The following is a 24,219-nucleotide window of genomic DNA, read 5'->3' on the forward strand; positions in this document are numbered from 1 at the left end:
GGTGCGTTCGCCGCAATTTACGCGCGGCGCTCGAACTCTTGCATGTACTCGACGAGCGCCTCCACCCCCGCCATCGGCATGGCGTTGTAGAGGCTGGCACGCATGCCTCCCACCGACTTGTGGCCCTTGAGCTGCAGCAGTCCGCGCGCCTGGGCCCCTTGCAAAAACGCCTGGTTGCGCGGGTGAGAGGCATCGCGCAGCGGTTGCCCATCGTCGCCGCGCAGAAAGAACGGGACGTTCATGCGCGAGCGACACGAGGGATCAACCGGGTTGATGTACAGCGCCGAGCGGTCGATGCAGTCGTACAGCCGTTGGGCGCGTTTGCACGCCCGCGCCTCCATGGCGGCTACGCCTTGCAGGCCGTCTTCTTGCTGTGCCAGTAGCCAGCGAAACACCAGCCCGGCCATGTAAATGGCATAAGTGGGTGGCGTATTCGCCATGGACTGTTGCTCAGCCAACACCCGGTAGTCGAATACGGTTGGGCAGATAGGTAAGGCGTGGCCGAGCAGATCCTCGCGCACCACGACCAGCGTCAGCCCTGCGGGCCCGATATTTTTTTGCGCCCCACCAAAGGCCAGCCCCACACGCGACCAGTCGATCGGTCGCGACAGCACGTGCGATGAAAAATCGATGACCAAGGGCGCGTCGCAGCCCAGCGCGGCCAAGTCAGGTAGGGTGTGAAACTCCACGCCGTGGATGGTCTCGTTACTGCACAGGTGCACATAGGCGGGCTGGGTGCGCAGCTGCCAGGTCGCGGGGTTGGGGATGTGCACGAAGCCTTCGGCCTGGCCGCTGGCGGCGATGTGGACATCGCCGTAGCGACGCGCTTCCTGCGCCGATTTTTGGCTCCACGCACCGGTGACGACGACGTCGATGGCGCGCTGCGGGTGTCGGCCCGCCAGGTTGAGCGGCACCATCGCGTTGTGCGCCAGCGCGCCGCCTTGCGAAAACAGCACCTTGAAGTGCGCCGGGATGGCCAGCAGCGCGCGCAAGTCGGCCTCGGCCTGCGCCAGGATTTCGCCAAAGTGCACGCCGCGGTGGCTCATCTCCATCACACCCATGCCGCAGCCATGCCAGTCCAGCATCTCGGCGGCGGCTTGTTGCAGCACGGGCTCGGGCATGGTGGCGGGCCCGGCCGAAAAGTTGTAGGGGCGGGGCATGGCGTCAGGTCTCCACCGGCTCGACATCGGCCGCGGGGTCGTCCCCGGCGTCGCTGTCGGCGATGCGTTGTAGGCCGCTCAAGCGGTCGCCGTCGTCCAGACTGATGAGTGTGACACCCTGCGTGGCGCGGCCCATCTCACGGATTTCGGCCACGCGCGTGCGCACCAGCACGCCACGGTCGGTGATGAGCATGATCTCGTCCTCCGGCCGCACCAGCGTGGCCGCCACCACGCGGCCGTTGCGCTCGCTTTGCTGGATGGCGATCATCCCCTTGGTGCCGCGGCCGTGGCGCGTATATTCAGCGATCGGGGTGCGCTTGCCGTAGCCGTTTTCGGTGGCGGTCAGCACACTTTGCGATTCGTCCTCGGCCACCAGCATGGCGATGACGCGCTGACCTTCTTCCAGCGTCATGCCCTTGACCCCGCGCGCCTGCCGGCCCATCGGGCGCACGTCGTTTTCGTCGAAGCGAACCGCCTTGCCACCATCGGAGAACAACATCACGTCGTGCGCTCCGTCGGTTAGCGCCGCGCCAATGAGGTAGTCACCCTCGTCCAGATCGACGGCAATGATGCCGGCCTTGCGCGGGTTGGAAAACTCATCCAGCGCCGTCTTTTTGACCACCCCCTGTGCCGTGGCCATGAAGACGTAACGATCCGCGGGGAAGCGGCGCGACTCGCCGGTCAGTGGCAACACGACGGTGATCTTTTCCCCTTCGGCCAGCGGGAACATGTTGACGATGGGTCGGCCCCGCGAGCCGCGCGAGCCCGACGGCACCTCCCACACTTTGAGCCAGTACAGCCGCCCCCGGTTGGAAAAGCACAGGATCCAGTCGTGCGTGTTGGCGATGAAGAGCTGGTCGATCCAGTCGTCCTCCTTCGTTGCGGTCGCCTGTTTGCCACGGCCGCCGCGGCGCTGCGCGCGGTACTCGGACAGCGGCTGGGCCTTGATGTAGCCCGCGTGCGACAGGGTCACCACCATGTCCTGCGGGGTGATCAGGTCTTCGGTGTCGAGCTCCTGGGCGTCGTGCTCGATCTGGCTGCGCCGCGCGCCGGCGGGGGTTTGGCCGAACTCGGCGCGGATGGCGCGCAGCTCCTCGGCAATGATCTGCGTCACCCGCTCGGGCCGCGCCAGGATGTCGAGCAGGTCGTCGATGTGCGCCATGACCTCCCGGTACTCAGCAACGATCTTGTCTTGCTCCAGCCCCGTCAGCCGCTGCAGCCGCATCTGCAGGATCTCCTGCGCCTGCGTCTCCGACAGCGCGTACAGCCCGTCGGACTGCAGACCGTACTGGCGCGGCAGGCCCTCGGGGCGGTAGTCATCGGCGTTGACCACGCTGCCGTCGGCGCGGGCGCGGGTGAGCATCTGGCGCACCAGCGCGCTGTCCCAACGGCGCGCCATCAGCTCGGTTTTGGCCACCGGCGGGGTCGGGCTTTCGCGGATGATGCGGATGAACTCGTCGATGTTGGCCAGCGCCACCGCCAGGCCTTCGAGCACGTGGCCACGCTCGCGCGCCTTGCGCAGCTCGAACACCGTGCGCCGCGTCACCACCTCGCGCCGGTGCTGCAGGAAGATGTCGAGCAGCTGCTTCAGGTTGCACAGCTTGGGCTGGCCATCGACCAGCGCCACCATGTTGATGCCGAACGTATCCTGCAGCTGGGTGTGCTTATACAGGTTGTTGAGTACCACCTCCGGCACTTCGCCGCGCTTGAGCTCGATGACCACGCGCATGCCGGACTTGTCGGACTCGTCCTGGATGTGGCTGATGCCCTCGATGCGTTTGTCGCGTACCAACTCGGCGATGCGCTCGAGCAGCACCTTTTTGTTGACCTGGTACGGGATCTCGTCGACGATGATGGCCTGCCGCTGGCCGCGGTCGATGTCCTCGAAGTGGCAGCGCGCACGCATGACGACGCGGCCACGCCCGGTGCGGTAGCCCTCGCGCACGCCCTGAATGCCATAGATGATGCCGGCGGTGGGAAAGTCCGGCGCCGGGATGATCTGCATCAGGTCGTCCACCGACGCGTCCGGGTGCGCCAGCAGGTGCAAGCAGGCGTCCACCACCTCGTTCAGGTTGTGCGGGGGGATGTTGGTGGCCATGCCCACCGCGATGCCAGCCGAGCCGTTGACCAGCAGGTTCGGCAAGCGCGTCGGCAGCACCAGTGGCTCTTTTTCGCTGCCATCATAGTTGGGGCCGAAATCCACCGTTTCCTTGTCGATGTCGGCCAGCATCTCGTGCGCGATCTTGGCCAGGCGGATTTCGGTGTAGCGCATGGCGGCGGCAGCGTCGCCGTCGACCGAGCCGAAGTTGCCCTGGCCATCGACCAGCATGTGGCGCAGCGAAAAATCCTGTGCCATGCGCACGATGGTGTCGTAGACCGCGCTGTCGCCGTGCGGGTGGTATTTACCGATGACGTCGCCGACGATGCGGGCCGACTTCTTGTACGGCCGGTTCCAGTCGTTGCCCAGCTCGTGCATGGCATAGAGCACGCGCCGGTGCACGGGCTTCAAGCCGTCGCGGGCGTCGGGCAGCGCGCGCCCCACGATTACGCTCATCGCGTAATCGAGGTAGCTGCGGCGCATCTCCTCTTCGAGACTGACGGGGAGGGTTTCTTTGGCAAACGAGGTCATGGCAACGCCGCATGAGGGCGGGTAGCGCCGCACGGCCGTGGCGACCCGCCAAATACCGCCGGAGGGCCCCGGCGACTGATGCTGCGTATTGTAAGGAACACGATCACCGGCCCATGGCTCGTGTGCCGCCCGCTCGGCGGGGCGAAACGTTGCCTGCATGCAACAGACGAGGGCACGAAAACGCGCGCGGGTCGCGTGGGCGTCGCTGGCGCTTGGCAATCGGTTCGTTTGTGGCAAAATGAACTGACAGCCAGTCGATTCGCCCATTCCCTTTGGGTAACGGGTCTTTACTGGCTCGATCCATCCACGATCCGTCCCCTAGACCAAGAGGAATCCAATGAATAAACTCACCCGCATCGCAGCGCTGTTCGCGACGGCCGCCATGGCTTCTGGCGCCGGCGCCCAAACCATCGACAACTGGCGCAACGGCACCGGTGATCTGGTGTGGAAAAACGGCACCAACGAGCTGTGCTGGCGCAACTCCAGCTGGACCCCTGCGACCGCGGCCAAGGGATGTGATGGCGCGATCGTGCCGGCTCCGGCGCCGGCTCCGGCGCCTGCCCCTGCGCCCGCACCGGCTCCCGCTCCGGCTGCTGCGCCCGCCCCGGCTCCTGTCCCTGCGCCGGCCCCGGCACCTGCCCCGGCGGCGCCGGCCAAGGTTACCTATGCGGCCGAGGCGTTCTTCGACTTCGACAAGGCTGTCCTCAAGCCTGAGGGCAAAGCCCGCCTGGACGACCTGGCCGAGAAGGTCAAGGGCATCAAGCTGGAAGTCGTGATCGCGGTGGGTCACACCGATGCGACCGGGCCTGAAGGCTACAACCAGAAGCTGTCGGTGCGCCGCGCCGAAGCGGTCAAGGCCTACCTGGTCAGCAAGGGTATCGACGCCAACCGTATCTACACGGAGGGTAAGGGTGAAACCCAGCCGGTGGCCGACAACCGCACTCGCGAAGGTCGTGCCAAGAACCGTCGCGTCGAAATCGAAGTGGTCGGCACCCGCTGATTCGGGTCCGCCTTCGGCCAGAGCCCCGCTGCGGCGGGGCTTTTTGTGTGCGCCCGGCACGGGCGCACTCTTGTGGGTGAAAGTCCCACCGTAAGTTGATCACAGCGAACGAAGCGAAGCGCAACTGCATGAGGGCGACCGAGTGTGGGGAGGAAGCGTGGAGCGAAACTGCGAGCCGATGGACAAGAACCGGATAGAAGGCGCTGCCGAGCAGGGCGAGCGGGCATGAATCCGCGAAGCTCTCGTGATCAAGGCGAAGCGGCGTAAATCCGGCGGTTGTGCAGTGAAGGAGTGCGTTCTTACCCGGGGAGATCTCGCCTTATGCCTGAAAGGGCGACGTGGTGACACGGAGCGAGAAGTCAGCAGAGGCCATAGTAGCTGCCAGTCGTGGGCGAAGGGCCGAACGAGAAGGAGTGCTTGAGACCATGTCGATGCTGGAAGCAAGGCGTCAGAAGTCTGCGCAAGCAGAGCGGGCGGGGGTAGCGCACGGTGAAGCCGGGCGGGAACCTGTCAGCGACGAAGCGGCCGGCCCGCGACGGGACACCGAGAGCACAGGGCCGGGACTGCTGCAAGCGGTTCTGGCGAGAGAGAACCTGCGGCGAGCATGGAAGAGAGTCAAAGCCAACAAAGGCGCAGCCGGCGTGGATGGGCTGGACATTGACCAGACCGCCCGCCATCTGGTGACGGCGTGGCCATTGATTCGGGAACAACTGCTGCAGGGGAGGTACCGGCCCAGTCCGGTACGACGGGTAACGATCCCGAAGCCGGACGGTGGCGAGCGCGAGCTCGGCATTCCGACGGTCACGGATCGGCTGATCCAGCAAGCACTGCTGCAAGTGCTGCAACCGCTACTTGACCCGACATTCAGCGAGTGCAGCTACGGCTTCCGGCCGGGCCGACGAGCCCACGACGCGATACTGGCGGCGCAGGGCTACATCCAGTCCGGACGGAAGATCGTGGTTGATGTCGATCTGGAGAAATTCTTTGATCGAGTCAACCACGACATCCTCATCGACCGCCTACGGAAACGCATCGACGATGCTGGAATCATTCGGCTGATACGGGCGTACCTGAACAGCGGCATCATGAGCGATGGCGTAGTGTTTGAGCGGTATCAAGGCACGCCGCAAGGTGGGCCGCTGTCGCCGCTGCTGGCGAATGTGATGCTGGACGAAGTGGATAAGGTACTGGAGAAGCACGGCCACTGCTTTGCGCGCTATGCCGACGACTGCAACGTCTATGTCCGTAGTCGGAAAGCTGGCGAACGGGTCATGGCGCTGCTGCGCAAGTGTTACGGCAAGCTGAGGCTCAAGATCAATGAAGCCAAGAGTGCGGTGGCCAGCGTCAAGGGAAGGAAGTTCTTGGGCTACAGCTTCTGGTTTGGCAAGGAGGGCGTCAAGCGCAGGGTGGCCGACAAGCCGATGGCGACGTTCAAGCAGCGGGTGAGGCAACTGACCCGGCGCTCAGGCGGACGCAGCATGGCGGAGGTCATTGAGCGACTGAAACCTTATCTGTTGGGATGGAAAGCCTACTTTGGGCTGGCGCAAACACCGGGCGTCTGGCGATCGCTGGACGAATGGCTGCGCCACCGACTACGGGCGATCCACCTCAAGCACTGGAAGCGGGGTAGCACGATCTACCGGGAACTGCTCAACCTAGGCGCGTCCGAACACGTGGCAAAGCGGGTGGCAGGCAATTCCCGCTGCTGGTGGCGGAATAGCGCGGGCGAGCTCAACCGGGTGCTGACCATTGCCTACTTCGACAAACTTGGCGTTCCCCGTCTCTCATGACCTCAACTTCTCGAACCGCCCGGTGCGGACCCGCATGCCGGGTGGTGTGGGAGGGGCCCGGTCAGGTATCCTGACCGCCCCTATCTCGATTGTCCGCGCGCGCCGACGTGGGTCGTGGCACGCCATAATCGGCGCATGGACACCCCGCTGAATGCCGATGCGGCCGAGCTGGCCAAATTTTCCGAACTGGCCCACCGCTGGTGGGATCCCGACAGCGAATTTCGCCCCTTGCACCAGATCAACCCGCTGCGCTTGGCCTGGATCGAATCGCTGGTTGGTCCATTGAAGGGACGACACATCGTGGATGTCGGCTGCGGCGGCGGCATCCTGGCCGAGGCGATGGCGCGGCAAGGGGCGCAGGTGTTGGGGATCGATCTGGCCGACAAAGCCCTGAAGGTCGCGCAACTGCATGCGCTGGAGCAGGGCGTGCAGGGGGTGAGCTATCGCCCCGTCAGCGCCGAGACGCTGGCGGCCGAGCAGCCCGCGCAGTTCGACGTCGTGACCTGCATGGAAATGCTCGAGCACGTGCCCGATCCTGCGTCCGTCGTTCAAGCCTGCGCCACGCTCGTCAAGCCGGGCGGGTGGGTCTTTTTCTCCACGCTCAACCGCAACCCAAAGTCGTTTCTGTTTGCCATCGTGGGCGCCGAGTATGTGCTGCGCTTGTTGCCCCGGGGCACGCACGAGTACCGAAAATTCATCCGCCCCAGCGAACTGGCGGCCGACTGCCGACGCGCGGGCTTGCAAATCCAGGCGATGCGCGGGCTGGGCTACAACCCGCTGACGCGCCGCTACTGGCTGCACGACGACACCAGCGTCAATTACCTGGTGGCCACCCGGCGGGAGGGCGCATGATCGGTCGCACCGGCTTGCGCGCGGTGTTGTTCGACCTGGACGGCACGCTGCTCGACACCGCCCCTGACTTGGGACACGCGGCCAATGTGATGCGCGAGCGGCGGGGCATGCCACCGCTGGAGGAGGCCATCTACCGCCCACGTGCGAGCAGCGGCGCGCGCGGCATGATCGAAGCCGCCTTTGGCCTCACGCCCGCGCACCCGGAATACGAGGCGTATCGCACCGAATACCTCGACCTCTATGGCGAGGTGATGAGGCGGCGCACACAGCCCTTCGATGGCGTGCCCGAGCTGATCGAGGCGCTGGCGCAGGCATCGCTGCCGTGGGGAGTGGTGACCAACAAGGTGGAGCGCTTTGCCTTGCCGCTGACGGCGTCATTGCCGCTGTTCGCGTCCGCCGCGACGATCATCGGCGGTGACACCACCCCGTACGCCAAGCCGCATCCGGCGCCGCTGCTGGAGGCGGCGCGGCGGCTGGGGGTGCCCGCGCAGGCATGCGTCTACGTCGGTGATGACGAGCGCGATATCGAGGCTGGCCGCGCCGCCGGTATGCCGACCGTGGCGGTACGCTGGGGCTACCTGGGCGTGGGCGCGGATGTCGATGCCTGGGGCGCGGACGCCGTGATCGACGCGCCGCTCGACCTGTTGAACTTTCTGGAATTGGCTTACACTAAGTAAGCACGGGGCTGCATTGGTTTCGACGTGGGTTCGGACACGCAGCAGGGCATGTCGAGGTGCTGTCACCTCGTTAAACCGCAGCAAAAAAGTAACTGCGAACGACGAACGTTTCGCCCTCGCCGCCTAATCCGGCGAGCCTTGCACCGGTCGGCCGAGCGGCCGGGCTGTGAAGACCGTCAGGTTTTCCAGCAGCAAGGAACACTCATTTCGGCTGGTCGTGCGGCGGGCAACTTGCCGCACGGCGAGATCCAAGGTTGCTGGTCACGGGCGTAGCGTGCCGCTGCGCGACGCCCGGGACGAGACCCAAAACAGACGGCTACACATGTAGAACTGCGCGGAGAAGGCTTGCGGACGGGGGTTCGATCCCCCCCAGCTCCACCAAACACAAGGGCTCGGATGGCCTCCGGGCCCTTTCTCTTGCTGAAAACTCCCGCGTCGCGCGGGGTTCCTGCAACCGGTGCGGCGGGCCGCCATCTGCCCAAACGATCGGCACTGGCCACTTTCTCGGCCAGTGCCGTCTCTTTTCTCTGATTGGCCTGCGGGTGAGGCGCAGTTTTAGCACTATACGAATCAACAACTTACGCTCGGCAGTTCATCGTCAACCAAGGCGATCAGCCAGGCATCAAACCTGTCGCGCTGGCAGAATAGTAACTTATACGTTACCATTCAAACCATGAGCTACCAGATCAAAGAACTACTGCTGGACGATGGCGACAGCCCCTTTGCGGAGTGGTTTGGATCGCTGGAAGCCGTTGCAGCCGCCAAGGTACGCGTAGCCGTGAGCCGGATGGAACAGGGCAACCTGTCCAACGTTGAGTGGTTCCGTGGCATCGGTGAGTACAAGATCGATTGGGGGCCGGGCTTGCGCATCTACCTGGCCAAGGATGGTCTGAAGATCATCATCCTGATCGGTGGCGGCACCAAGAAGCGTCAGCAGCAGGACATCGACCAGGCGGTGGCGCTGTGGGAAGACTACAAGCGCCGCAAGACATCAACCCAGAAAGGAAAGTAAACATGGCACTGACCCGTGATTTCAAAGAAACCGTGGCCGCGCGCGTGCAAAACGATCCGGCCTTTGCACAGGCGCTTCTGGACGAAGCCATCACCCTGTTCGTCAATGGTGAGCCCGAATCGGCCAAACTAATCCTTCGCGACCTGGTGAACGCCACAGTTGGCTTCGAGGCGCTGGCCGAGGAAATTCACAAGCCTGCCAAGAGCCTGCACCGGATGCTGTCTCAGTCGGGCAACCCGACCATGAGCAACATCTCTGCGGTGTTTGCAGCCATCAAGCGCGCACTCAAGGTCGAGGTGCGCACGCAAGTGGTGATGGCGTGACTTCTGATCTTGCCCCCATATCTCCGGCCCCATCCTATTCGCAATGTAACACCGCTTCCTGGACGGTTGAGCGGCGTGCCTGGGCGGCCGGATGCCGCCGAAACTCTCGGGGTGGGCGCATTTTCAACGACGAGTGCGGATGCACCTCGTTGAAGTGCTCGAAGGCCGTCGGTAACTGCGCCAGCACCGTGGCCGCATTGCTCAGATCCACGCGGGCGACATCGCATCGGCCAGATGGAGGACGGCGCCGCACTGCGCAAACAGCGCTTCAGGCGCCGTTTTTGTTGGATGACATTCAGCGAATGTCTTCGTCGAAGTAGTCGGAGTCGAAGCGCGGCACTTTGAGCACCTGCGCGCTCACACCGACCTCGTGCTCGATCATCAGCGCAGCCAGTCGCGCGCCGTCGACCAGAACGATGTTCTCGACCGAGCGCGCGAACTCCAGCGCTTGTACCGTGTAGCCCGAGGTGGTGATGAACACACCTTTGCGCGCACGCTGCCCGGCCAGCGCGCCGTAGAAGGCTTGAATTTCGGGGCGACCCACCGTGCCCTGCCAGCGTTTGGCTTGGACATAGACCTTCTCGAGTCCGAGCTTGTCGAGCGAGATGATCCCGTCGATGCCGCCGTCGCCGCTGCCACCGACACGCTGCAGATCGTCGCGGCTCGCGCCATACCCCATGCGCAGCAGCAGTTCGAGAACGATACCCTCGAAGTCGGTGGGTGACACCCGCGACAGAGCCTCGAGTAATTCGGCAGCGACGGCACTGCGCAGTTCCTGCAGCGCACCGTCGAGCCGATCCTGCGGGCTTGCCAGCGCCGGGGTCTGCGGTGGCGCTAAGTGGTCGCCCTCTTTGGCAGACCCCTCGGCACCGGTACGCAGGCGCACGTCTACGTTGGCAATCGCGATGCGCTCGATTTCTTCCGGCGGTAAAGGCTGGGCATGCTGCGCGAGCGCGAGGCCTTCAGGGGTGATTCTCCAAAAGCCACGACGCGGGCTCGAAGAGAGCCCCGCGCGCTTGAGACGGTCATGCGCCCAGCCCGCTCGATTGCGATACACCGCCTGCATGCCGCTGGGCAGCATCGCCAGGCGGTCGGCCTCGGTCAGGCCAAGCGCATCGGCTGCCGCCTCCATCGCATCGCGGGCACGAGCGCCCTCGGGGTGCGCCGCAAGAAATCGCAAAATCGGCTCGATGAACTGGTCGTAGCTGGGAATGCTCATGATCAGCGGCGGACGGTCAGCACAGTGTCGATGGCATTGTGCCGCAGGGTTTCCTCGCTACAGCAGTGACCTGCCCCGCACCCAAGCATCGTAACGTCCAGGCCGCGCTTGTCGATGGCCCAGCCAGCCGCCTGCCCTACAGTACGGCCCCTGTTCCGTCATCCGCGCCTGCCCCATGCCCCATGACCCTCAACCCTGATGCACTCACGGCCCTATTGCGCCAGTCGGCTGGATCGCCTTGGTATGACGACGCCACGCAGGCGTTTGGGCCGCTCTCGCCGCAAGCGGCCGGGTGGCTCAACGAGCGCGGCTCGCTCACGCAGCGGCTGCGCGACGCCTTTGGGCCGGTGACGGTGGAGCGTTTGTTCGAGGGCGCTCGAGGAGCGGAGGCGGCGGCCGGCTTGGCCGAGGGCCGGCCGGTCTGGGAGCGGTGCGTGCGGCTGGTCGCGGCGGGTCGGCCGCGCATCGCGGCGCGCACCTGCATTCCCGGCTGGGGCCCCGACAACCCGTGGTGCGAGGTGCAGCAGCTGGGCGATCGGCCCTTGGGCGAGTTGCTGTTCGAGCTCGGCGACATCGAGCGCGGGCCTTTGCGCTTCGCGCGACTCGGTGCCGATGCCCGCGCGCCCCACGCGCGACGCTGCGTGTACCGTCGCGCCGGCGCGGTGCTCGAACTGACGGAGGTGTTTCTCGATGGCGTCTGGGCAAATGGGTGGTGAGCAGATGGTGTAGCGGTGCGTGGCCGGGCGGCAGCGGCATGGGGGCGGTCGCGGGGGAGGGCAAGGCGACGGCGCGCATGGGGTACGAGCGCGTCTGCGCGGTATTTGCAGAATGGGCCGCTGCGCCGCCGGCCACGCACACGAGAAAAACGACACCTTTCGCTCCCATCCGCGCGGCTCGACGCCGATGGCATCCCCCACCGCGCCCGCGGCGAACCCGTCCCTTGCTGGCGGCGCGGCGATGCGGGCGTGGGGGTTTGCGCGAGTGACTGAGAAAGGTTTCGACCTGCCCCCCGTTGATCGTTCCAACGGATGGGGGACGCCCGGGGTTGACGCTTCATCAAGGTGCTACGGACTCCTGGCTGGCGTCATCCGCTATCGGAACCGCTCGCACGGCAGGTTTGACCCTGACGACATCCTCGAGGATGGGGGTGTCCAGGGGGGCATCGACCGACCGTTTCTGGAACCTGCGTCGTTCGTATCCGTCAGTCTTCTGAATTGATGAGATTTACCCGTTGACCATGGTACGGCTGGCGGGGGGGGGATGTCCTGTTTTTTGTGTGTGGGGCGGTTTCTGAATCTGTCCTCGTGTCGTTCAGCGTGGTGCGAGGGTGAAGCGGTCGCCGTATAGTATCGCGAACTGGTTCATCGCCGATTTCCACTCCTTGCTCGCCCGCTTCCAGTCCGCGGTGATGTTGCGCAAGGCCAGCCAGATCAGCTTGGTGGCCGCCTCGTCGCTTGGGAAGTGCCCGCGGCTCTTGATGATCTTGCGTAACCGCGAATGCACGCTCTCGATGGCGTTGGTGGTGTAGATGATCCGCCGCACTTCGGGCGGGAACGCGAAGAACGGGATCACCCGGCTCCACGCCCGCCGCCAGGCCGCGACCACGGTCGGGAAGCGCTGGCCCCACGGCCCTGCCTCGAACGCGTCCAGCGCGCGCTCGGCGGCCTCCGCGCTCGGTGCGGTGTAGATCGGCTTGATCGCCGCGGCCAGCGCCTTACGGTCCTTCCAGCTCGCATAGTCGAGGCTGTTGCGGATCAGGTGCACGATGCAGGTCTGCAGGGTCGTGGCCGGAAACACCGCCTCCAGTGCCTCCGGCAGGCCCTTCAGGCCGTCGGCCACGCCGATCAGCAGGTCCGTGACCCCGCGGGTCTTGAGATCGTTGAACACCTTCATCCAGAACTTCGCGCCTTCGGTGTTCTCGATCCAAAGCCCCAGAATGTCGCGGGTCCCGTCCGGCAGCACGCCCAAGGCCAGATACACCGCCTTGTTGCGCACCACGCCGTCCTCGCGGATCTTCACCCGCAGGGCATCGAAGAACACCACCGGGTACATCGGCTCCAGCGGCCGGGCCTGCCAGGCCCCCACCTCGGCCATCACCGCGTCGGTGACGGCGCTGATGAACTCCGCTGACACCTCGATGGCGTACATCTCGGCCAGATGGCCCTGAATCTCGCGCACCGACATGCCGCGGGCATACATCGAGATGATCCGGTCGTCAAAGCCGGCAAACCGGCGCTCATGCTTCGGGATCAGCTGCGGTTCGAAGCTGCCGGCCCGGTCGCGGGGCACCTCGATCCGCAGCGGCCCGCCGTCGGTCAGCACGGTCTTGCCGCTGCGGCCGTTGCGATGGTTCCCGCAGCCGCCCTCGGGGCTGGCCAAGTGCACGCCCAGCTCAGCCCCCAAGGCGCGCTCGATCACGGCCTTCTTCAGCTTCTGGAACACGGCCTCGACGCCGGCGGCGTCCATCGGTCCGGGGATCAGCTTCTCAAGCAGCTCGTCGGGAAGAATGGCGTCCGGCTTCGCGGCGGGGGTGGTCTTCTTGCGTGGCATGGGGGCTCCTGAACATCGTCATGGTAGGCCCCTCACACAAAAATCCTGACACCCTCCGCGGGGGCAGGTCACACCCCCGCGCGTCGGCGATAATGCGCGGCACCCATGGGTTCACTGACAGATCTGCCGATGAAGCCTCCCCATCTTCCAGAGTCCCCCGAGTCTCCCCTCGAGACCTTCCGGCGCGAGTGGGCCGTCATGAGTTTTTACGAGCGCTTCGAGCAGGTGGTGGCGCTGGCGCTGTCCGGGGTGATCGCGGTCATCGTGGTGGTGTCGCTGCTGCAGTTGGTGCAGGTGGTCTTTACGCTGCTCGTGCTCGATGCCTTCAATCCGTTGGACCACAAGGTGTTCCAGACGGTCTTTGGCATGATCATGACGCTGCTGATCGCGATGGAGTTCAAGCACTCCATCATCCGCGTGGCGCTGCGGCGTGACAGCATCATCCAGGTCAAGACGGTCGTGTTGATCGCGTTGCTGGCGCTGTCGCGTAAGTTCGTCATTCTGGATCCCGATATCGGCCCGGGCAAGATTGCCGCGCTGGCCGGCGCGACCCTCGCACTCGGCGTGGTCTATTGGTTATTGCGTGAGCGCGACGATCGTCTCCAGCGCATGAACCCTGCCAACGAGGCCCATTGATCGGGCCGCCCCGTCGTTTCTTCACTCCCCAGATTGGCCACCCCAGGGGTGGCAATCCCCCATGCTTGAAGCGTTGTTCGTATCCACGGGCGTTGTCGCCCTGGCGGAGATGGGTGACAAAACCCAGTTGTTGGCGTTTTTGTTGGCGGCACGCTTCAAGCGGCCGTGGCCTATCGTCTGGGGCATTTTGGTGGCCACGGTGGTCAACCATGCGTTGGCGGGGGCGCTGGGGGCTTGGATCGTGGCGTCCATTTCGCCGGCGGTGCTGCGTTGGGTGTTGGGCTTGTCGTTCATCGGCATGGCGGTCTGGACGCTGATCCCCGATCGGGTGGACGATGACGAGGTGTCCTTCGCGCAACGGCTCGGTGTGTTTGGTGCCACGGCGGTGGCGTTTTTCCTGGCCGAGATGGGGGACAAGACCCAGGTGGCCACCGTGGCGATGGCGGTGCACTATGTCGCCCCGTTACTGGTGGTCGTCGGCACGACGCTGGGCATGATGCTGGCCGACGTGCCTGCGGTGTTCGTCGGCGATCGGCTGGCCGATCGGATACCGATTCGCTGGGTGCATGGGGTGGCCGCCGCCATCTTCGCCAGCCTGGGGCTGTGGACATTGTTGGGCGGGGCCTCCGCCTTCGGGCGCTAACGTCCCTCTGCCGCGCGAGAGACGCGCGGCAGTGGACCGCTGCCGTCCATCCCTGTATGCTTATTGTCTCATCGTGGCGAGTCGTACCGTGGGCTCGCTGAAAAGGAGACAACATGACTTCGAATGGTTTGTCGCGTCGGCGCTGGCTGCAGCTCACCGCAGGTGCGGGCATGGTCGGCGCCGGGTTGGCCGCCGTGCCCGAGGTGCGGCTGTTTGCCCAGCAGTTGCAGGACTTTATCGAGGGGCCGCCGGTGCCCGATGTGAAGCCCGAGCGCATCGCCCCCCACGTTTGGATGATTTACGCTCAGGACGGCTTTCCCACGCCGGAAAACCGCGGGGTGATGGCCAATGTGGTGTTCGTCGTGACTTCGGTGGGGGTGGTGATGCTCGACGCCGGGTGCTCGCTGCAGCACGGCGAGATGGTCGTCCGCATGATCCGCACCGTGACCGACAAGCCCGTGGTGGCGATCTTCAACAGCCACTACCACGGCGACCACTGGCTGGGCAATCACGCCTTCGTCAAGACGTACGGCGAGGCGCTGCCAATCTACGCCTTGCCGCACACCATCGAGCAGATCAAAGGGGCCGAAGGCAGCCTGTGGCGCAGCTTGATGGAGCGCTGGACCAACCAAGCCACGATGGGCACACAGGTGGTGGCGCCCAACCGGCCGGTGCAGCACGGGCAGACGTTCACTTTTGGCGATGTCACCCTGCGCATGCACCACTACGGCAAGGCGCACACGCCGTCCGATCTGTGCGTGGAGGTGGTGCAGGATCGCTTCACCTATGTCGGCGACATTGCGATGGAAAACCGCATCGCCAACATCGACGATGGCTCCTACCCGGGGACGTTCAAGTACTACGAAGCGCTGCAACAGGCCGCCGGCGACCAAGTGTGGTGGCCGGGGCATGGGCGCGGCAGCAAGACGCTGCTGCGCGACTACGGCACTTTCCTCAAGGGCATTTGGGAGCCGTGCGTGCAGGCCGTCAAGGACGGCGTGCCGCTGGAAAAGGCCAAGGAACTCGTGCTCAAGGACCCCCGCGTGGCCGCACGGGCGCGGGGGATGGCGGGGTTCGACTCCAATATTGGCAAGTACACCAGTTTGGCGTACTTGGAAGCCGAGCGGGAGCTATTCTGACCCCACGGCCTTCCTGGGCCGGCGCTTTGGCGGCAGCCGCCACCACGGCAGCGTCGCGGTCAGAGAGAGCACGGCGCCGCAGTCCTGCGGCGCATAGCCTGGAATGCCGGCCAGTCGCGCCTGCCAGGCGGGCGTGGTCAACACGTCGCGCAGGGCGCGCAGCCCGGGTTGCTCCAGGGCAGTTTCGAGGCAGGCGAGGGCATAGCGTTCGCGCACCAAGGGGACGAAGCCCAGCCCCAGCCGCTGCGCGGCCGCCTGTGTACCCAAGCCCGCATCGGCGCTGCCGCTGGCCACCGTCTGCGCAACGGCGGCGTGCGAGGGCTCGCAGCGGTCGTAGCCCGGCAGCTCCTGCGGTTGCAGGCCCGCTTCGCGCAGCAGCTCATCCAACAGCAGCCGGGTCCCGGTGCCTTCGGGCCGATTGACGTAACGCAGCCGCCAGCGCACGACGTCCGCCAGACCGCGCAGCCGGCGGGGATTGCCTGGGGGGACGATCAGGCCCTGCCAGCGCTGCGCAAAGCCCAGCAGCTTGTGCCGCCCCGGGGCGAGCAGCGGCCGGTAGGCGCGCGCAGCGGGGCTGTCGATGCCTGGCTGCTCACGCGTGTGAAAGCCAGCGACCACGCAGCGCCCGTCGTCGAGTGCGCGCAGCGCTTCCACGCTGCCGCAAAAGCGGATGTCCAGGTGCAGGCGCGCGTGTTCGGCCGCGTGTGTCTGCAGCAGCGGCAGGGCGTCGTCGTGGCTGGCGTACAGCGGCAGCACATGGCTGTCCGGGTCGAAGGCCAGCGCGAAGGTGCGCTCCAACTCGGCCCGCAGGGCCTCGATCTGTGGCATCAGGCGGGCCTGCGCCAGCCGCTCGGTCCAGATGAGTTTTTCGGCAAACGGGGTGAGGGTGGCGGCCTGGCCCCGCTCCCAGTGCACGAGCGGTTGACCGAGCCGGTCTTCCCACGATTTGAGCTGTCCCCACGCATGTCGGTACGACCACCCCAGCGCACGCGCCGCCGCTGCGATCGAGCCGCCAGTGCGCACGGCGTACAGCAGATCCATCAAGGGGTTGCGCAGCGGGGCGGCATGGTCGCTGCCCGTGTCGTCCAGAAGGTAGTGAAGCCCAATCCTGCGCATGCCCACAGTGTGCCCGATGTGACGGGGGCACCGCCTGCGCTGCCGGTGTCCCCAGGCCTATGCACGCCGCTGCATACCGGGAAAGCCACGGGCGCTTGCCGTTTGCTCGGCCGCTACGATGCACGGTCATGGAGTCTTTTGCGCAGGGGTTGGCGGTTGCCTGGGGGTTGGTCCTGTCGGGGGACGCGACGTTGTGGCAGATCGTCGCGCGGTCGTTGGCGGTCAGTGCGACCGCTTGCGGGTTGGCGTGCGTGCTGGGGTTGTCGATCGGAACATGGCTGGCCGTGGCGCGTTTTCCGGGGCGCGCTGCCGTCGTGACGCTGGTCAATACGCTGCTGGCGGTTCCATCGGTGGTGGTCGGGCTGGTGGTGTACCTGCTGCTGTCCCGCTCGGGGCCGCTGGGCTTTCTGGGGTGGTTGTTTACGTTTCAGGCCATGGTGCTGGCGCAGACGGTGCTGGTGTTGCCGTTGGTCATCGGGCTCACGCGCCAGGTGGTGGAGGATGCGGAATCGCAGTACGGCGAGCAGTTGCGCGCGCTGGGCGCCGGGACGGTGTGGCGCGGCTGGCTGCTCGCTTGGGATGAGCGGTACGCGCTGCTGACGGTCGTGATCACGGCGTTTGCGCGCGCGGTCTCGGAGGTGGGGGCGGTGATGGTCGTGGGCGGCAATATCGATGGCTTTACCCGCGTCATGACGACGGCGATTGCGCTGGAGACCAGCAAGGGCGATCTGCCGCTGGCGCTGGGGCTGGGCATCGTCCTGCTGGGGGTGGTGCTGATCCTGAATGCCCTGGTGGCGCTGCTGCGACGCTGGCGCGAACGGGCGGATGGGCCTACACTGCTGGAGGCGCGCGCATGACGCCGCTATATGACTTTCGCGGGGTGCACGTCCGTCTGGGCCCTGCGGGGCAGGTACACGCCTTGCGCGGGATCGACCTGCGCGTGCAGCCTGGCGAGCGCGTGGCGCTGGTGGGCAGCAACGGCAGTGGCAAGAGTACGCTGTTGCGTACGCTCATGGGTCTGTTGCCGGTGGGGGGCGTATTGCACCGCGCCCCGGGGGTGCGTGCGGCCCTGGTGTTCCAGCGGCCGTACCTGATGCGCTCGAGCGCGTTGCACAACGTGGCGATTGCGCTGTGGTTGCAGGGGCAGCGCTGGGCACAGGCGCGGGTGCTGGCCCTGCAAGCGCTGGAGCGGGTGGGCCTGGCGGCCTACGCGGGGCGCAACGGGCGGACCTTGTCGGGGGGGCAGCAGCAGCGGTTGGCCCTGGCCCGGGCCTGGGCGCAGCACCCCAATGTCTGGCTGCTCGATGAGCCGACCGCCAGCCTCGATCCGCAGGCCCGGCTCGAGGTCGAGGCCTTGATCCGCACTTTCGCCGCTCCTGGCGCCTCACCAGCGCAGGAGGGGGGAGGGACTCTGATTTTCAGCAGTCACCAACTGGGGCAGGTGCGGCGCCTGGCCAGCCGCGTCGTCTATCTGGAAGCAGGGCGCATTCTGGCCGATCTTCCTGTGGATGATTTTTTCGACCCCGATGTCCTGGCGCGGCATTCGCCTCAGGCTCGTGCTTTTGTCCTTGGAGAAACCCCATGAAGTTGCTATCCTGGTTACTGACGGCTGTCGGCTGTCTCGTGGCGTGGACGGTTCACGCGCAGCCCCTCGTCGTGGCTTCCACCACCTCGACGGAGCAGTCGGGTCTTTTCGGCCACCTATTGCCACGGTTTCGACAGGCGACAGGGATCGAGGTCAAGGTGGTGGCGCTGGGGACCGGGCAAGCGATCGACATGGCGCGCCGCGGCGATGCCGATGTGTTGTTCGTGCACGATCAGGCGGCCGAGGAGCGCTTCGTTGCGGAAGGCTGGGGGGTGCAGCGGCTGGAGGTCATGTACAACGATTTCGTGCTGGTGGGGCCCAAGACGGATCCCGCCGGTGTTCGGGGGCGCGACATCGTGGAGGCGCTGCGTAAGGTGGCGGCAGCCGGCGCGCCGTTCGTCTCACGCGGCGACAGGAGCGGAACCCACGCCGCCGAATTGCGGTTTTGGGCGCAGGCGGGGCGACCCGAGCCTGGATGGAGCGGCTATCGGCCATGCGGCTGCGGCATGGGGGCCGCGCTCAACATGGCCGCCGCCACCGCTGCCTATGTGTTGACGGATCGCGGCACTTGGCTGAACTTCAAAAACCGCGCCGATTTGGCCGTGCTGGTCGAGGGGGACCCGCGCCTGTTCAATCCCTACGGGGTGATTCGAGTGAACCCCGAACGACACCCACACGTCAAGACGGCAGCGGCACAAGCGTTTGTGGATTGGATCACCGGGCCTATGGGGCAAGCAGCGATTGCCAGTTATCGGATCGGGGGGGAGGCGGCCTTCTTCCCGAGCGCGCGGCGCTGATCGGCGCGGCAGGTGTTGCCGGCCTCAGCGCTGGGCCAGCTTGCGATAGACCGTGGCCCGGCTGATCCCCAGTTGCCGCGCCGCTTCGGCCACATTGCCGCCAGCTTGCGCCACGGCGTGGCGGATGAGGGCCGCCTCCCGGCTTTTGAGAGGTAAGCTGGGGCCGTGTTGGGTGTCGTCGCCCCCCGACTGCGCCAACACCAGCAGCCGCAGCCCCAGCCAACTGGGTACTTCGAGCGGCCCGCGCCCCCGTCGCGCGGCGCTGAACAGGTCGCCATACGGCACGGCAAACACCTCGTCGGCGTGGGGCCAGCCGCCCGCGCTCGCCCCGATGTTCGCCCGCAGGTCCAGCATCTCGGTGGCCGTGCGGTTGGCGCCCACGATGCGCCCGTCGGCGTCGAGGATCAGGAGGCCATCGTCGTCATCGCCCGGCAGATGCCCGGGCCACGTCAGTCGCAGGCTCAGGGCATGGGGGCGCAACAGCACCAGGGCGTTTTCGATGCGGCGCGCCGTCACGCTGACCAAGTGCTTGAGGGCGCGGCGCTCCGGCGCCATGACACCGGTTAGATCGAGCATGCCGATGCATGCGCCGTCGGGGTCGAACAGCGGTGCCCCGGCGCAGCTGTAGACCGCGGTGTCGTCGAAGAAATGTTCCCCCCGGTGCAGCCAAACCGGCATCCGCTCGGTCAGCGCGGCGCCGATGGCCGAGGTGCCGATGGCCCCTTCCGACAGATCTACGCCGATGCGTGCGATTGCATGGATATGCCGGTTGCCGGGATCGACCGGGCCGTGCACGTCGATGACGATTCCGTTCGGATCGGTCAGCAGCGCAAAGTAGCCGGTGTCGGACATTGCCCGACCCAGCGTGCGGTCGATGATGGGGGTGGCTGCCTGCCTCAGGGTCTGGCTGGCTTCCAAGGTCCGCCGCATGACGGCGGCGCTGACACTGTCGAACACCACCCGCTCGCCTGGGCGTTGCCCGCGTGCCAGGCAGCGGCGCCACGAGGACGCGATCCACGGCTCGAGGCCCGGCACATCCCCGTCGAGCTGCGGGTCGTCGAGCATCCGGCGCCGGGCTTGGTCGATGGCGACGGTGCGGGCGTGCGGGGGGATCGGCCGCGGGCTGACCGATTCGCCGGGGCGGGTGGGGGCAAGGGCCAAGGTCGTCTCCTGATCGTTTTGGGGCTCCGCCGGGGCAATTGGACGGCAAATGCCGATTCGGCGCGACGCCCGTCGTACACGTTCACTGTCGCATTTTGAGAAATTCCGCACGCCTCCCCGGCCGACTAGGGTTATCCCCAAGGATGGCAGGGGATTCTCCTACAACAATACCAAAGCGGTGAACTTCACAAGGGCGTCCTTGCGGCCCCGCTACCCAGGAGACCAAGCATGCAAAAAGTGCTGCACATCGACCCGGGCAAGTGCACGGGCTGCCTCCAGTGCGAGATGGCCTGCTCGTTCGAGAACTACGGCGTCTATGCCACCTCGAAGTCCCGCATCAAGGTATTCGACTTCCACCACACGGGGCGCAAGGTGCCTTACACGTGCACCCAGTGTGACGAAGCGTGGTGTCTGCACGCCTGCCCCGTGGAGGCCATCACGGTGGACAAGGTCACGGGCGCCAAGGTGGTCAACGAGACCACCTGCGTCGGCTGCAAGGTGTGCACCATCGCGTGCCCGTTTGGCACCATCAACTACGTCGAGGCCACGGGCAAGGTACAGAAATGCGACCTCTGCGGTGGGCAGCCTGCGTGCGCCGAGGCCTGCCCGACGGGGGCCATCACCTTCATCGATGCCAACTGGACCGGCATCGAGCGCATGAAGCAGTGGGCCGACAAGCTCGGCAACCAAGTCACCGCCTGATTTCCTCGCAGGAGCACGAACATGTCTTGGGCCGGAAAAATCCTTCGCGTCAACCTCACCGCAGGTACTTGCACGCCAGAGCCGCTGAACATGACCTGGGCGCGCCAGTATTTGGGCTCGCGCGGGCTGGGCAGCAAATACCTGGTGGAGGAGGTCGACCCCAAGGTCGACCCCTTGTCACCCGACAACAAAATCATTTGGGCCACCGGGCCGCTGACGGGCACCATGGCCTCCACCGGTGGGCGCTACACCGTCATCACCAAAGGGCCGCTGACCGGGGCGATTGCCTGCTCCAACTCCGGTGGCTACTGGGGGGCGGAGCTCAAGATGGCGGGCTGGGACATGATCATCTTCGAGGGCCGCTCGCCCAAGCCCGTGTACCTGTACGTCAACGACGACGTGGCCGAGCTGCGCGACGCCTCGCACCTGTGGGGTAAGTCCGTGTGGCAGACCGAGGAAATTCTCAAGACCAGCCTGCAAGATCCGCTGCTGCGCATCTCCAGCATCGGCCGTGCCGGCGAAAACCAAGTCCTCTTTGCCTGCGTGGTCAACGACCTGCACCGTGCGGCCGGCCGCTCCGGCGTGGGTGCGGTGGCCGGCAGCAAAAACCTCAAGGCCATCGCGGTGCGCGGCACCAAGGGCGTCGGCAACGTGCGTGACCCGAAGGCCTTCATGGCCGCCACGCGCGCCGCCAAAAAGGTGCTGGCCGACAATGCCGTCACGGGCCAGGGCCTGCCCAAATACGGCACCCAGGTGCTCATGAACGTCATCAACGAAATCGGCGCGCTGCCCACGCGCAACCACCGCGACGTGCAGTTCGAAGGCGCCAAGGACATCTCGGCCGAAGCGATGCTCACGCCCCGGCCCAGCGATGGCAAAACCCACCTGGTGACCAACCAGGCCTGCTTTGGCTGCACCATCGCCTGCGGGCGCATCAGCAAAATCGACGAGACGCACTTCAGCGTGCAAAACAAGCCGCAGTACTGGGGTGCGAGCGGCGGTCTGGAGTACGAAGCCGCCTGGGCGCTGGGCGCGGCCAACGGCGTCAACGACCTCGAGGCGCTGCAGTACGCCAACCTTATCTGCAACGAGCAGGGCATGGACCCGATCAGCTTCGGCGCCACCGTCGGTGCGGTCATGGAGCTCTATGAACTGGGCGTGCTGACCAAGGAGCAAATCGGTATCGAAGCGCCCTTTGGCTCGGCGCGCGCGCTGTGCGAGCTGGCCGATATGACCGCCAACGGCGTGGGCTTCGGCAAAGAAATCGCACTCGGCTCCAAGCGCCTGTGCGAGAAGTACGGCCACCCCGAGCTGTCCATGAGTGTGAAGGGGCAGGAGTTCCCCGCTTACGACAGCCGCGGCATCCAGGGCATGGGGCTGGCTTATGCCACGAGCAACCGTGGCGCGTGCCACCTGCGCGGCTATACGGTGGCGTCGGAAGTGTTGGGCATCCCCATCAAGACCGACCCGCTGACCACCGAGGGCAAGCCCGAGCTGGTCAAAGCCTTTCAGGACGCCACCGCCGCCTTCGACTCCGCGGGCATTTGCATCTTCACCAGCTTTGCCTGGACGCTGGCCGACGTGGCTCCACAAGTGGCGGCGGCCTGCGGCGAGGAGTTCACGGTGCAGGAGCTCGAGCGCATCGGTGAGCGCATCTGGAACATGGAGCGCGCCTTCAACAACGCCGCGGGCTTTACCGCCCGCGATGACACACTGCCGCCGCGGCTGCTGACCGAGCCCGCCAAGACCGGCCCAGCCAAGGGGCTGACCAACAAGCTGCCGGAGATGCTGCCCAAGTACTACGAGGTGCGCGGCTGGGATGCCGAGGGTCGGCCCAAGCCGGAAACCCTGGCGCGGTTGGGCCTGTGATCGGGCGCACCGTCTCGAGCACATCCGCACGTGCGAGCGGCCTGCCTGGCCGCTTACCGCTTGGTGGAGAGCATTGACATGACGCATCACGTCATTCTGGGTGCGGGTCCTGCCGGCGTCATCGCCGCGGAGACCATCCGCAAACATGCGCCGGCAGACCGTATCACCCTGGTGGGCGACGAGCCGGAGCCGCCATACTCGCGCATGGCCATTCCCTACCTGCTCATTGGGCAGATCGACGAAGCGGGAACCCATCTGCGCAAGGCGCCCGACCACTACGAGCGGCTGGGCATCGAGCGCGTGTTCGCCCGGGCGAAGTCGGTCGATGCGCAAGCGCGCACGGTCACGCTCGACGACGGGTGGGCGTTGCCGTTCGATCGGTTGCTGATCGCCACCGGATCGCGCCCCGTGCGTCCGTCGATTCGCGGCATCGACCTGCCCGGCGTGCACCACTGCTGGACGCTCGCCGATGCGCGCGCCATCATGGCGCGCGCGCAGCCCGGGGCGCGCGTGCTGCAGCTGGGGGCGGGCTTCATTGGCTGCATCATCATGGAGGCGCTGCAACAGCGCGGCGTGACGCTGACCATCGTCGAGATGGGCGACCGCATGGTGCCGCGCATGATGGGGCCTGCTGCCGGCGGCATGATCCGCCAGTGGTGCGAGGCCAAAGGCGTGGCGGTGCATACCAGCACGCGGCTGGAGGCCATCGAGCGCGCCGAGCCACTGCGCGTGCGTCTGTCCAACGGGCAACATATCGACGCCGACTTGGTCATCATCGCCGCCGGGGTCAAGCCCGCCATCGAATTTCTCCAAGACAGCGGCATCCGTTGCTTACAGGGGGTGCTGACCGACGAACAGATGCAGACCAACGTCTCCGGCATCTATGCCGCGGGCGACTGTGCCGAGGCCTTCGACAAGATATCGGGCACCACCATCGTGAGCGCCATCCAGCCCAACGCGGCCGAGCAGGCGCGCGTGGCCGCGCTCAACATGGTGGGGCAGCACGCCGAGTTGCGCGGTGTGACCCAGATCAACGTGCTCGACACGCTGGGGCTGATTTCGGCCAGCTTTGGCAACTGGCAGGGGGTGCCGGGGGGCGAGCGCGTGGAGCGCGTCGATGCGCAGCACCACAAGGTGTTGAGCCTGTGCTTCGACGGTGACGTGATGGTGGGCTGCAACAGCGTGGGCTGGACGCAGCACATCGGCGCCTTGCGTGGCTTGGTCGAGGGGCGTGTGCGGCTGGGCGAATGGAAAGACAAGTTGATGCACGACCCCACGCAGTTCATGGCCGCCTATTTGGCGGCTGCGCAGGCGCAGGCGCACTGGAGCGCGGCGGCCGATGCCCGGCGGCGTTGAGGT

Annotated in this window: 22 protein-coding genes, 1 other RNA gene and 1 pseudogene; 17 read left to right on the forward strand and 7 right to left on the reverse strand. The window is 66.0% G+C overall.

Annotation, left to right across the window (positions count from 1 at the left end; all coding sequences use genetic code 11):
• Positions 1-17 precede the first annotated feature (17 nt).
• Positions 18-1,160, reverse strand: a complete 1,143-nt coding sequence (gene serC, locus ACPYIS_RS09040; protein ID WP_299018470.1) for a 3-phosphoserine/phosphohydroxythreonine transaminase — start codon at positions 1,158-1,160, stop codon at positions 18-20.
• 4 nt (positions 1,161-1,164) lie between these two features.
• Positions 1,165-3,789, reverse strand: a complete 2,625-nt coding sequence (gyrA, locus tag ACPYIS_RS09045) for a DNA gyrase subunit A (RefSeq protein WP_424859496.1) — start codon at positions 3,787-3,789, stop codon at positions 1,165-1,167.
• A 337-nt stretch (positions 3,790-4,126) separates the two neighbouring features.
• Here gyrA and ompA point away from each other — a divergent pair, with 337 nt between their 5' ends.
• From ompA to ACPYIS_RS09080, 7 genes are all read left to right on the forward strand, one after another.
• The gene (ompA, locus tag ACPYIS_RS09050; protein ID WP_425973499.1) at positions 4,127-4,789 is read left to right on the forward strand and encodes an outer membrane protein OmpA; all 663 of its coding nucleotides are present in this window, start codon (positions 4,127-4,129) and stop codon (positions 4,787-4,789) included.
• Between the two features lie 425 nt (positions 4,790-5,214).
• A complete protein-coding gene (gene ltrA / locus ACPYIS_RS09055; protein WP_424859842.1) occupies positions 5,215-6,579 on the forward strand; it encodes a group II intron reverse transcriptase/maturase in 1,365 nt (454 codons plus the stop codon).
• A gap of 135 nt (positions 6,580-6,714) precedes the next feature.
• Positions 6,715-7,431, forward strand: a complete 717-nt coding sequence (ubiG, locus tag ACPYIS_RS09060; protein WP_299018464.1) for a bifunctional 2-polyprenyl-6-hydroxyphenol methylase/3-demethylubiquinol 3-O-methyltransferase UbiG — start codon at positions 6,715-6,717, stop codon at positions 7,429-7,431.
• Entirely contained in the window at positions 7,428-8,108 is a 681-nt protein-coding gene (locus ACPYIS_RS09065) for an HAD-IA family hydrolase (protein ID WP_299018462.1), read from the forward strand. The genes ubiG and ACPYIS_RS09065 overlap by 4 nt, the downstream gene beginning before the upstream one ends.
• Positions 8,109-8,112: 4 nt before the next feature.
• Positions 8,113-8,489: a transfer-messenger RNA gene (gene ssrA / locus ACPYIS_RS09070) on the forward strand.
• Between the two features lie 292 nt (positions 8,490-8,781).
• Positions 8,782-9,120, forward strand: coding sequence for a type II toxin-antitoxin system RelE/ParE family toxin (locus ACPYIS_RS09075; RefSeq protein WP_299018460.1), 339 nt, complete (start codon positions 8,782-8,784; stop codon positions 9,118-9,120).
• A gap of 2 nt (positions 9,121-9,122) precedes the next feature.
• Positions 9,123-9,443 (forward strand): DNA-binding protein, encoded by a 321-nt coding sequence (locus tag ACPYIS_RS09080; RefSeq protein WP_299018458.1) that lies wholly within the window; start codon positions 9,123-9,125, stop codon positions 9,441-9,443.
• Between the two features lie 34 nt (positions 9,444-9,477).
• On the opposite strand, the pseudogene ACPYIS_RS09085 reads toward ACPYIS_RS09080, so the two are convergent.
• Together ACPYIS_RS09085 and ACPYIS_RS09090 are read right to left on the reverse strand one after the other, a co-directional pair.
• Positions 9,478-9,663 (reverse strand): annotated as a pseudogene (locus ACPYIS_RS09085) (integrase core domain-containing protein); the annotation flags it as partial.
• A gap of 75 nt (positions 9,664-9,738) precedes the next feature.
• Complete coding sequence (locus ACPYIS_RS09090) at positions 9,739-10,662, reverse strand: restriction endonuclease (protein ID WP_299018455.1); 924 nt, start codon at positions 10,660-10,662, stop codon at positions 9,739-9,741.
• Between the two features lie 182 nt (positions 10,663-10,844).
• Here ACPYIS_RS09090 and ACPYIS_RS09095 point away from each other — a divergent pair, with 182 nt between their 5' ends.
• Positions 10,845-11,378, forward strand: a complete 534-nt coding sequence (locus ACPYIS_RS09095; protein ID WP_299018452.1) for a chorismate--pyruvate lyase family protein — start codon at positions 10,845-10,847, stop codon at positions 11,376-11,378.
• Between the two features lie 595 nt (positions 11,379-11,973).
• Here ACPYIS_RS09095 and ACPYIS_RS09100 read toward each other — a convergent pair.
• Positions 11,974-13,212 (reverse strand): IS256 family transposase, encoded by a 1,239-nt coding sequence (locus tag ACPYIS_RS09100; protein WP_132963481.1) that lies wholly within the window; start codon positions 13,210-13,212, stop codon positions 11,974-11,976.
• A 198-nt stretch (positions 13,213-13,410) separates the two neighbouring features.
• On the opposite strand from ACPYIS_RS09100, the gene ACPYIS_RS09105 reads away from it, so the two are divergent.
• The 3 genes from ACPYIS_RS09105 (at position 13,411) to ACPYIS_RS09115 (ending at position 15,630) form a co-directional block, all read left to right on the forward strand.
• On the forward strand, positions 13,411-13,848 hold the full coding sequence (locus ACPYIS_RS09105; protein WP_299018476.1) for a phosphate-starvation-inducible PsiE family protein: 438 nt from the start codon (positions 13,411-13,413) through the stop codon (positions 13,846-13,848).
• 61 nt (positions 13,849-13,909) lie between these two features.
• Positions 13,910-14,491 (forward strand): TMEM165/GDT1 family protein, encoded by a 582-nt coding sequence (locus tag ACPYIS_RS09110; protein WP_424859494.1) that lies wholly within the window; start codon positions 13,910-13,912, stop codon positions 14,489-14,491.
• A 113-nt stretch (positions 14,492-14,604) separates the two neighbouring features.
• Positions 14,605-15,630 (forward strand): MBL fold metallo-hydrolase, encoded by a 1,026-nt coding sequence (locus ACPYIS_RS09115; RefSeq protein ID WP_424859493.1) that lies wholly within the window; start codon positions 14,605-14,607, stop codon positions 15,628-15,630.
• Here the strand turns inward: ACPYIS_RS09115 and ACPYIS_RS09120 are convergent.
• Positions 15,622-16,746, reverse strand: coding sequence for a substrate-binding domain-containing protein (locus ACPYIS_RS09120; RefSeq protein WP_068607599.1), 1,125 nt, complete (start codon positions 16,744-16,746; stop codon positions 15,622-15,624). The two genes, ACPYIS_RS09115 and ACPYIS_RS09120, sit on opposite strands and share 9 nt — an antisense overlap.
• A gap of 128 nt (positions 16,747-16,874) precedes the next feature.
• Between ACPYIS_RS09120 and ACPYIS_RS09125 the strand changes: the two genes are divergently transcribed.
• The 3 genes from ACPYIS_RS09125 to ACPYIS_RS09135 are packed head-to-tail and all read left to right on the forward strand — an operon-like array spanning position 16,875 to position 19,128.
• The gene (locus tag ACPYIS_RS09125; protein ID WP_143969082.1) at positions 16,875-17,603 is read left to right on the forward strand and encodes an ABC transporter permease; all 729 of its coding nucleotides are present in this window, start codon (positions 16,875-16,877) and stop codon (positions 17,601-17,603) included.
• On the forward strand, positions 17,600-18,331 hold the full coding sequence (locus tag ACPYIS_RS09130) for an ATP-binding cassette domain-containing protein (protein ID WP_143969083.1): 732 nt from the start codon (positions 17,600-17,602) through the stop codon (positions 18,329-18,331). The genes ACPYIS_RS09125 and ACPYIS_RS09130 overlap by 4 nt, the downstream gene beginning before the upstream one ends.
• A complete protein-coding gene (locus tag ACPYIS_RS09135; RefSeq protein ID WP_068607593.1) occupies positions 18,328-19,128 on the forward strand; it encodes a substrate-binding domain-containing protein in 801 nt (266 codons plus the stop codon). Before ACPYIS_RS09130 ends, ACPYIS_RS09135 begins: the two co-directional genes overlap by 4 nt.
• Positions 19,129-19,152: 24 nt before the next feature.
• On the opposite strand, the gene ACPYIS_RS09140 is transcribed toward ACPYIS_RS09135, so the two are convergent.
• On the reverse strand, positions 19,153-20,289 hold the full coding sequence (locus ACPYIS_RS09140; protein ID WP_424859491.1) for a helix-turn-helix domain-containing protein: 1,137 nt from the start codon (positions 20,287-20,289) through the stop codon (positions 19,153-19,155).
• Between the two features lie 228 nt (positions 20,290-20,517).
• Between ACPYIS_RS09140 and ACPYIS_RS09145 the strand changes: the two genes are divergently transcribed.
• The 3 genes from ACPYIS_RS09145 (at position 20,518) to ACPYIS_RS09155 (ending at position 24,216) form a co-directional block, all read left to right on the forward strand.
• The gene (locus ACPYIS_RS09145) at positions 20,518-20,991 is read left to right on the forward strand and encodes a 4Fe-4S dicluster domain-containing protein (RefSeq protein ID WP_424859487.1); all 474 of its coding nucleotides are present in this window, start codon (positions 20,518-20,520) and stop codon (positions 20,989-20,991) included.
• Between the two features lie 21 nt (positions 20,992-21,012).
• On the forward strand, positions 21,013-22,860 hold the full coding sequence (locus ACPYIS_RS09150) for an aldehyde ferredoxin oxidoreductase family protein (RefSeq protein WP_424894720.1): 1,848 nt from the start codon (positions 21,013-21,015) through the stop codon (positions 22,858-22,860).
• Positions 22,861-22,938: 78 nt separating this feature from the next.
• Positions 22,939-24,216, forward strand: coding sequence for an NAD(P)/FAD-dependent oxidoreductase (locus tag ACPYIS_RS09155; protein ID WP_299020406.1), 1,278 nt, complete (start codon positions 22,939-22,941; stop codon positions 24,214-24,216).
• The last annotated feature ends 3 nt before the right edge of the window (positions 24,217-24,219 follow it).

Origin of the sequence: Tepidimonas sp. HKU78, assembly GCF_049860815.1 — a bacterium.
Classification (GTDB): domain Bacteria; phylum Pseudomonadota; class Gammaproteobacteria; order Burkholderiales; family Burkholderiaceae_C; genus Tepidimonas.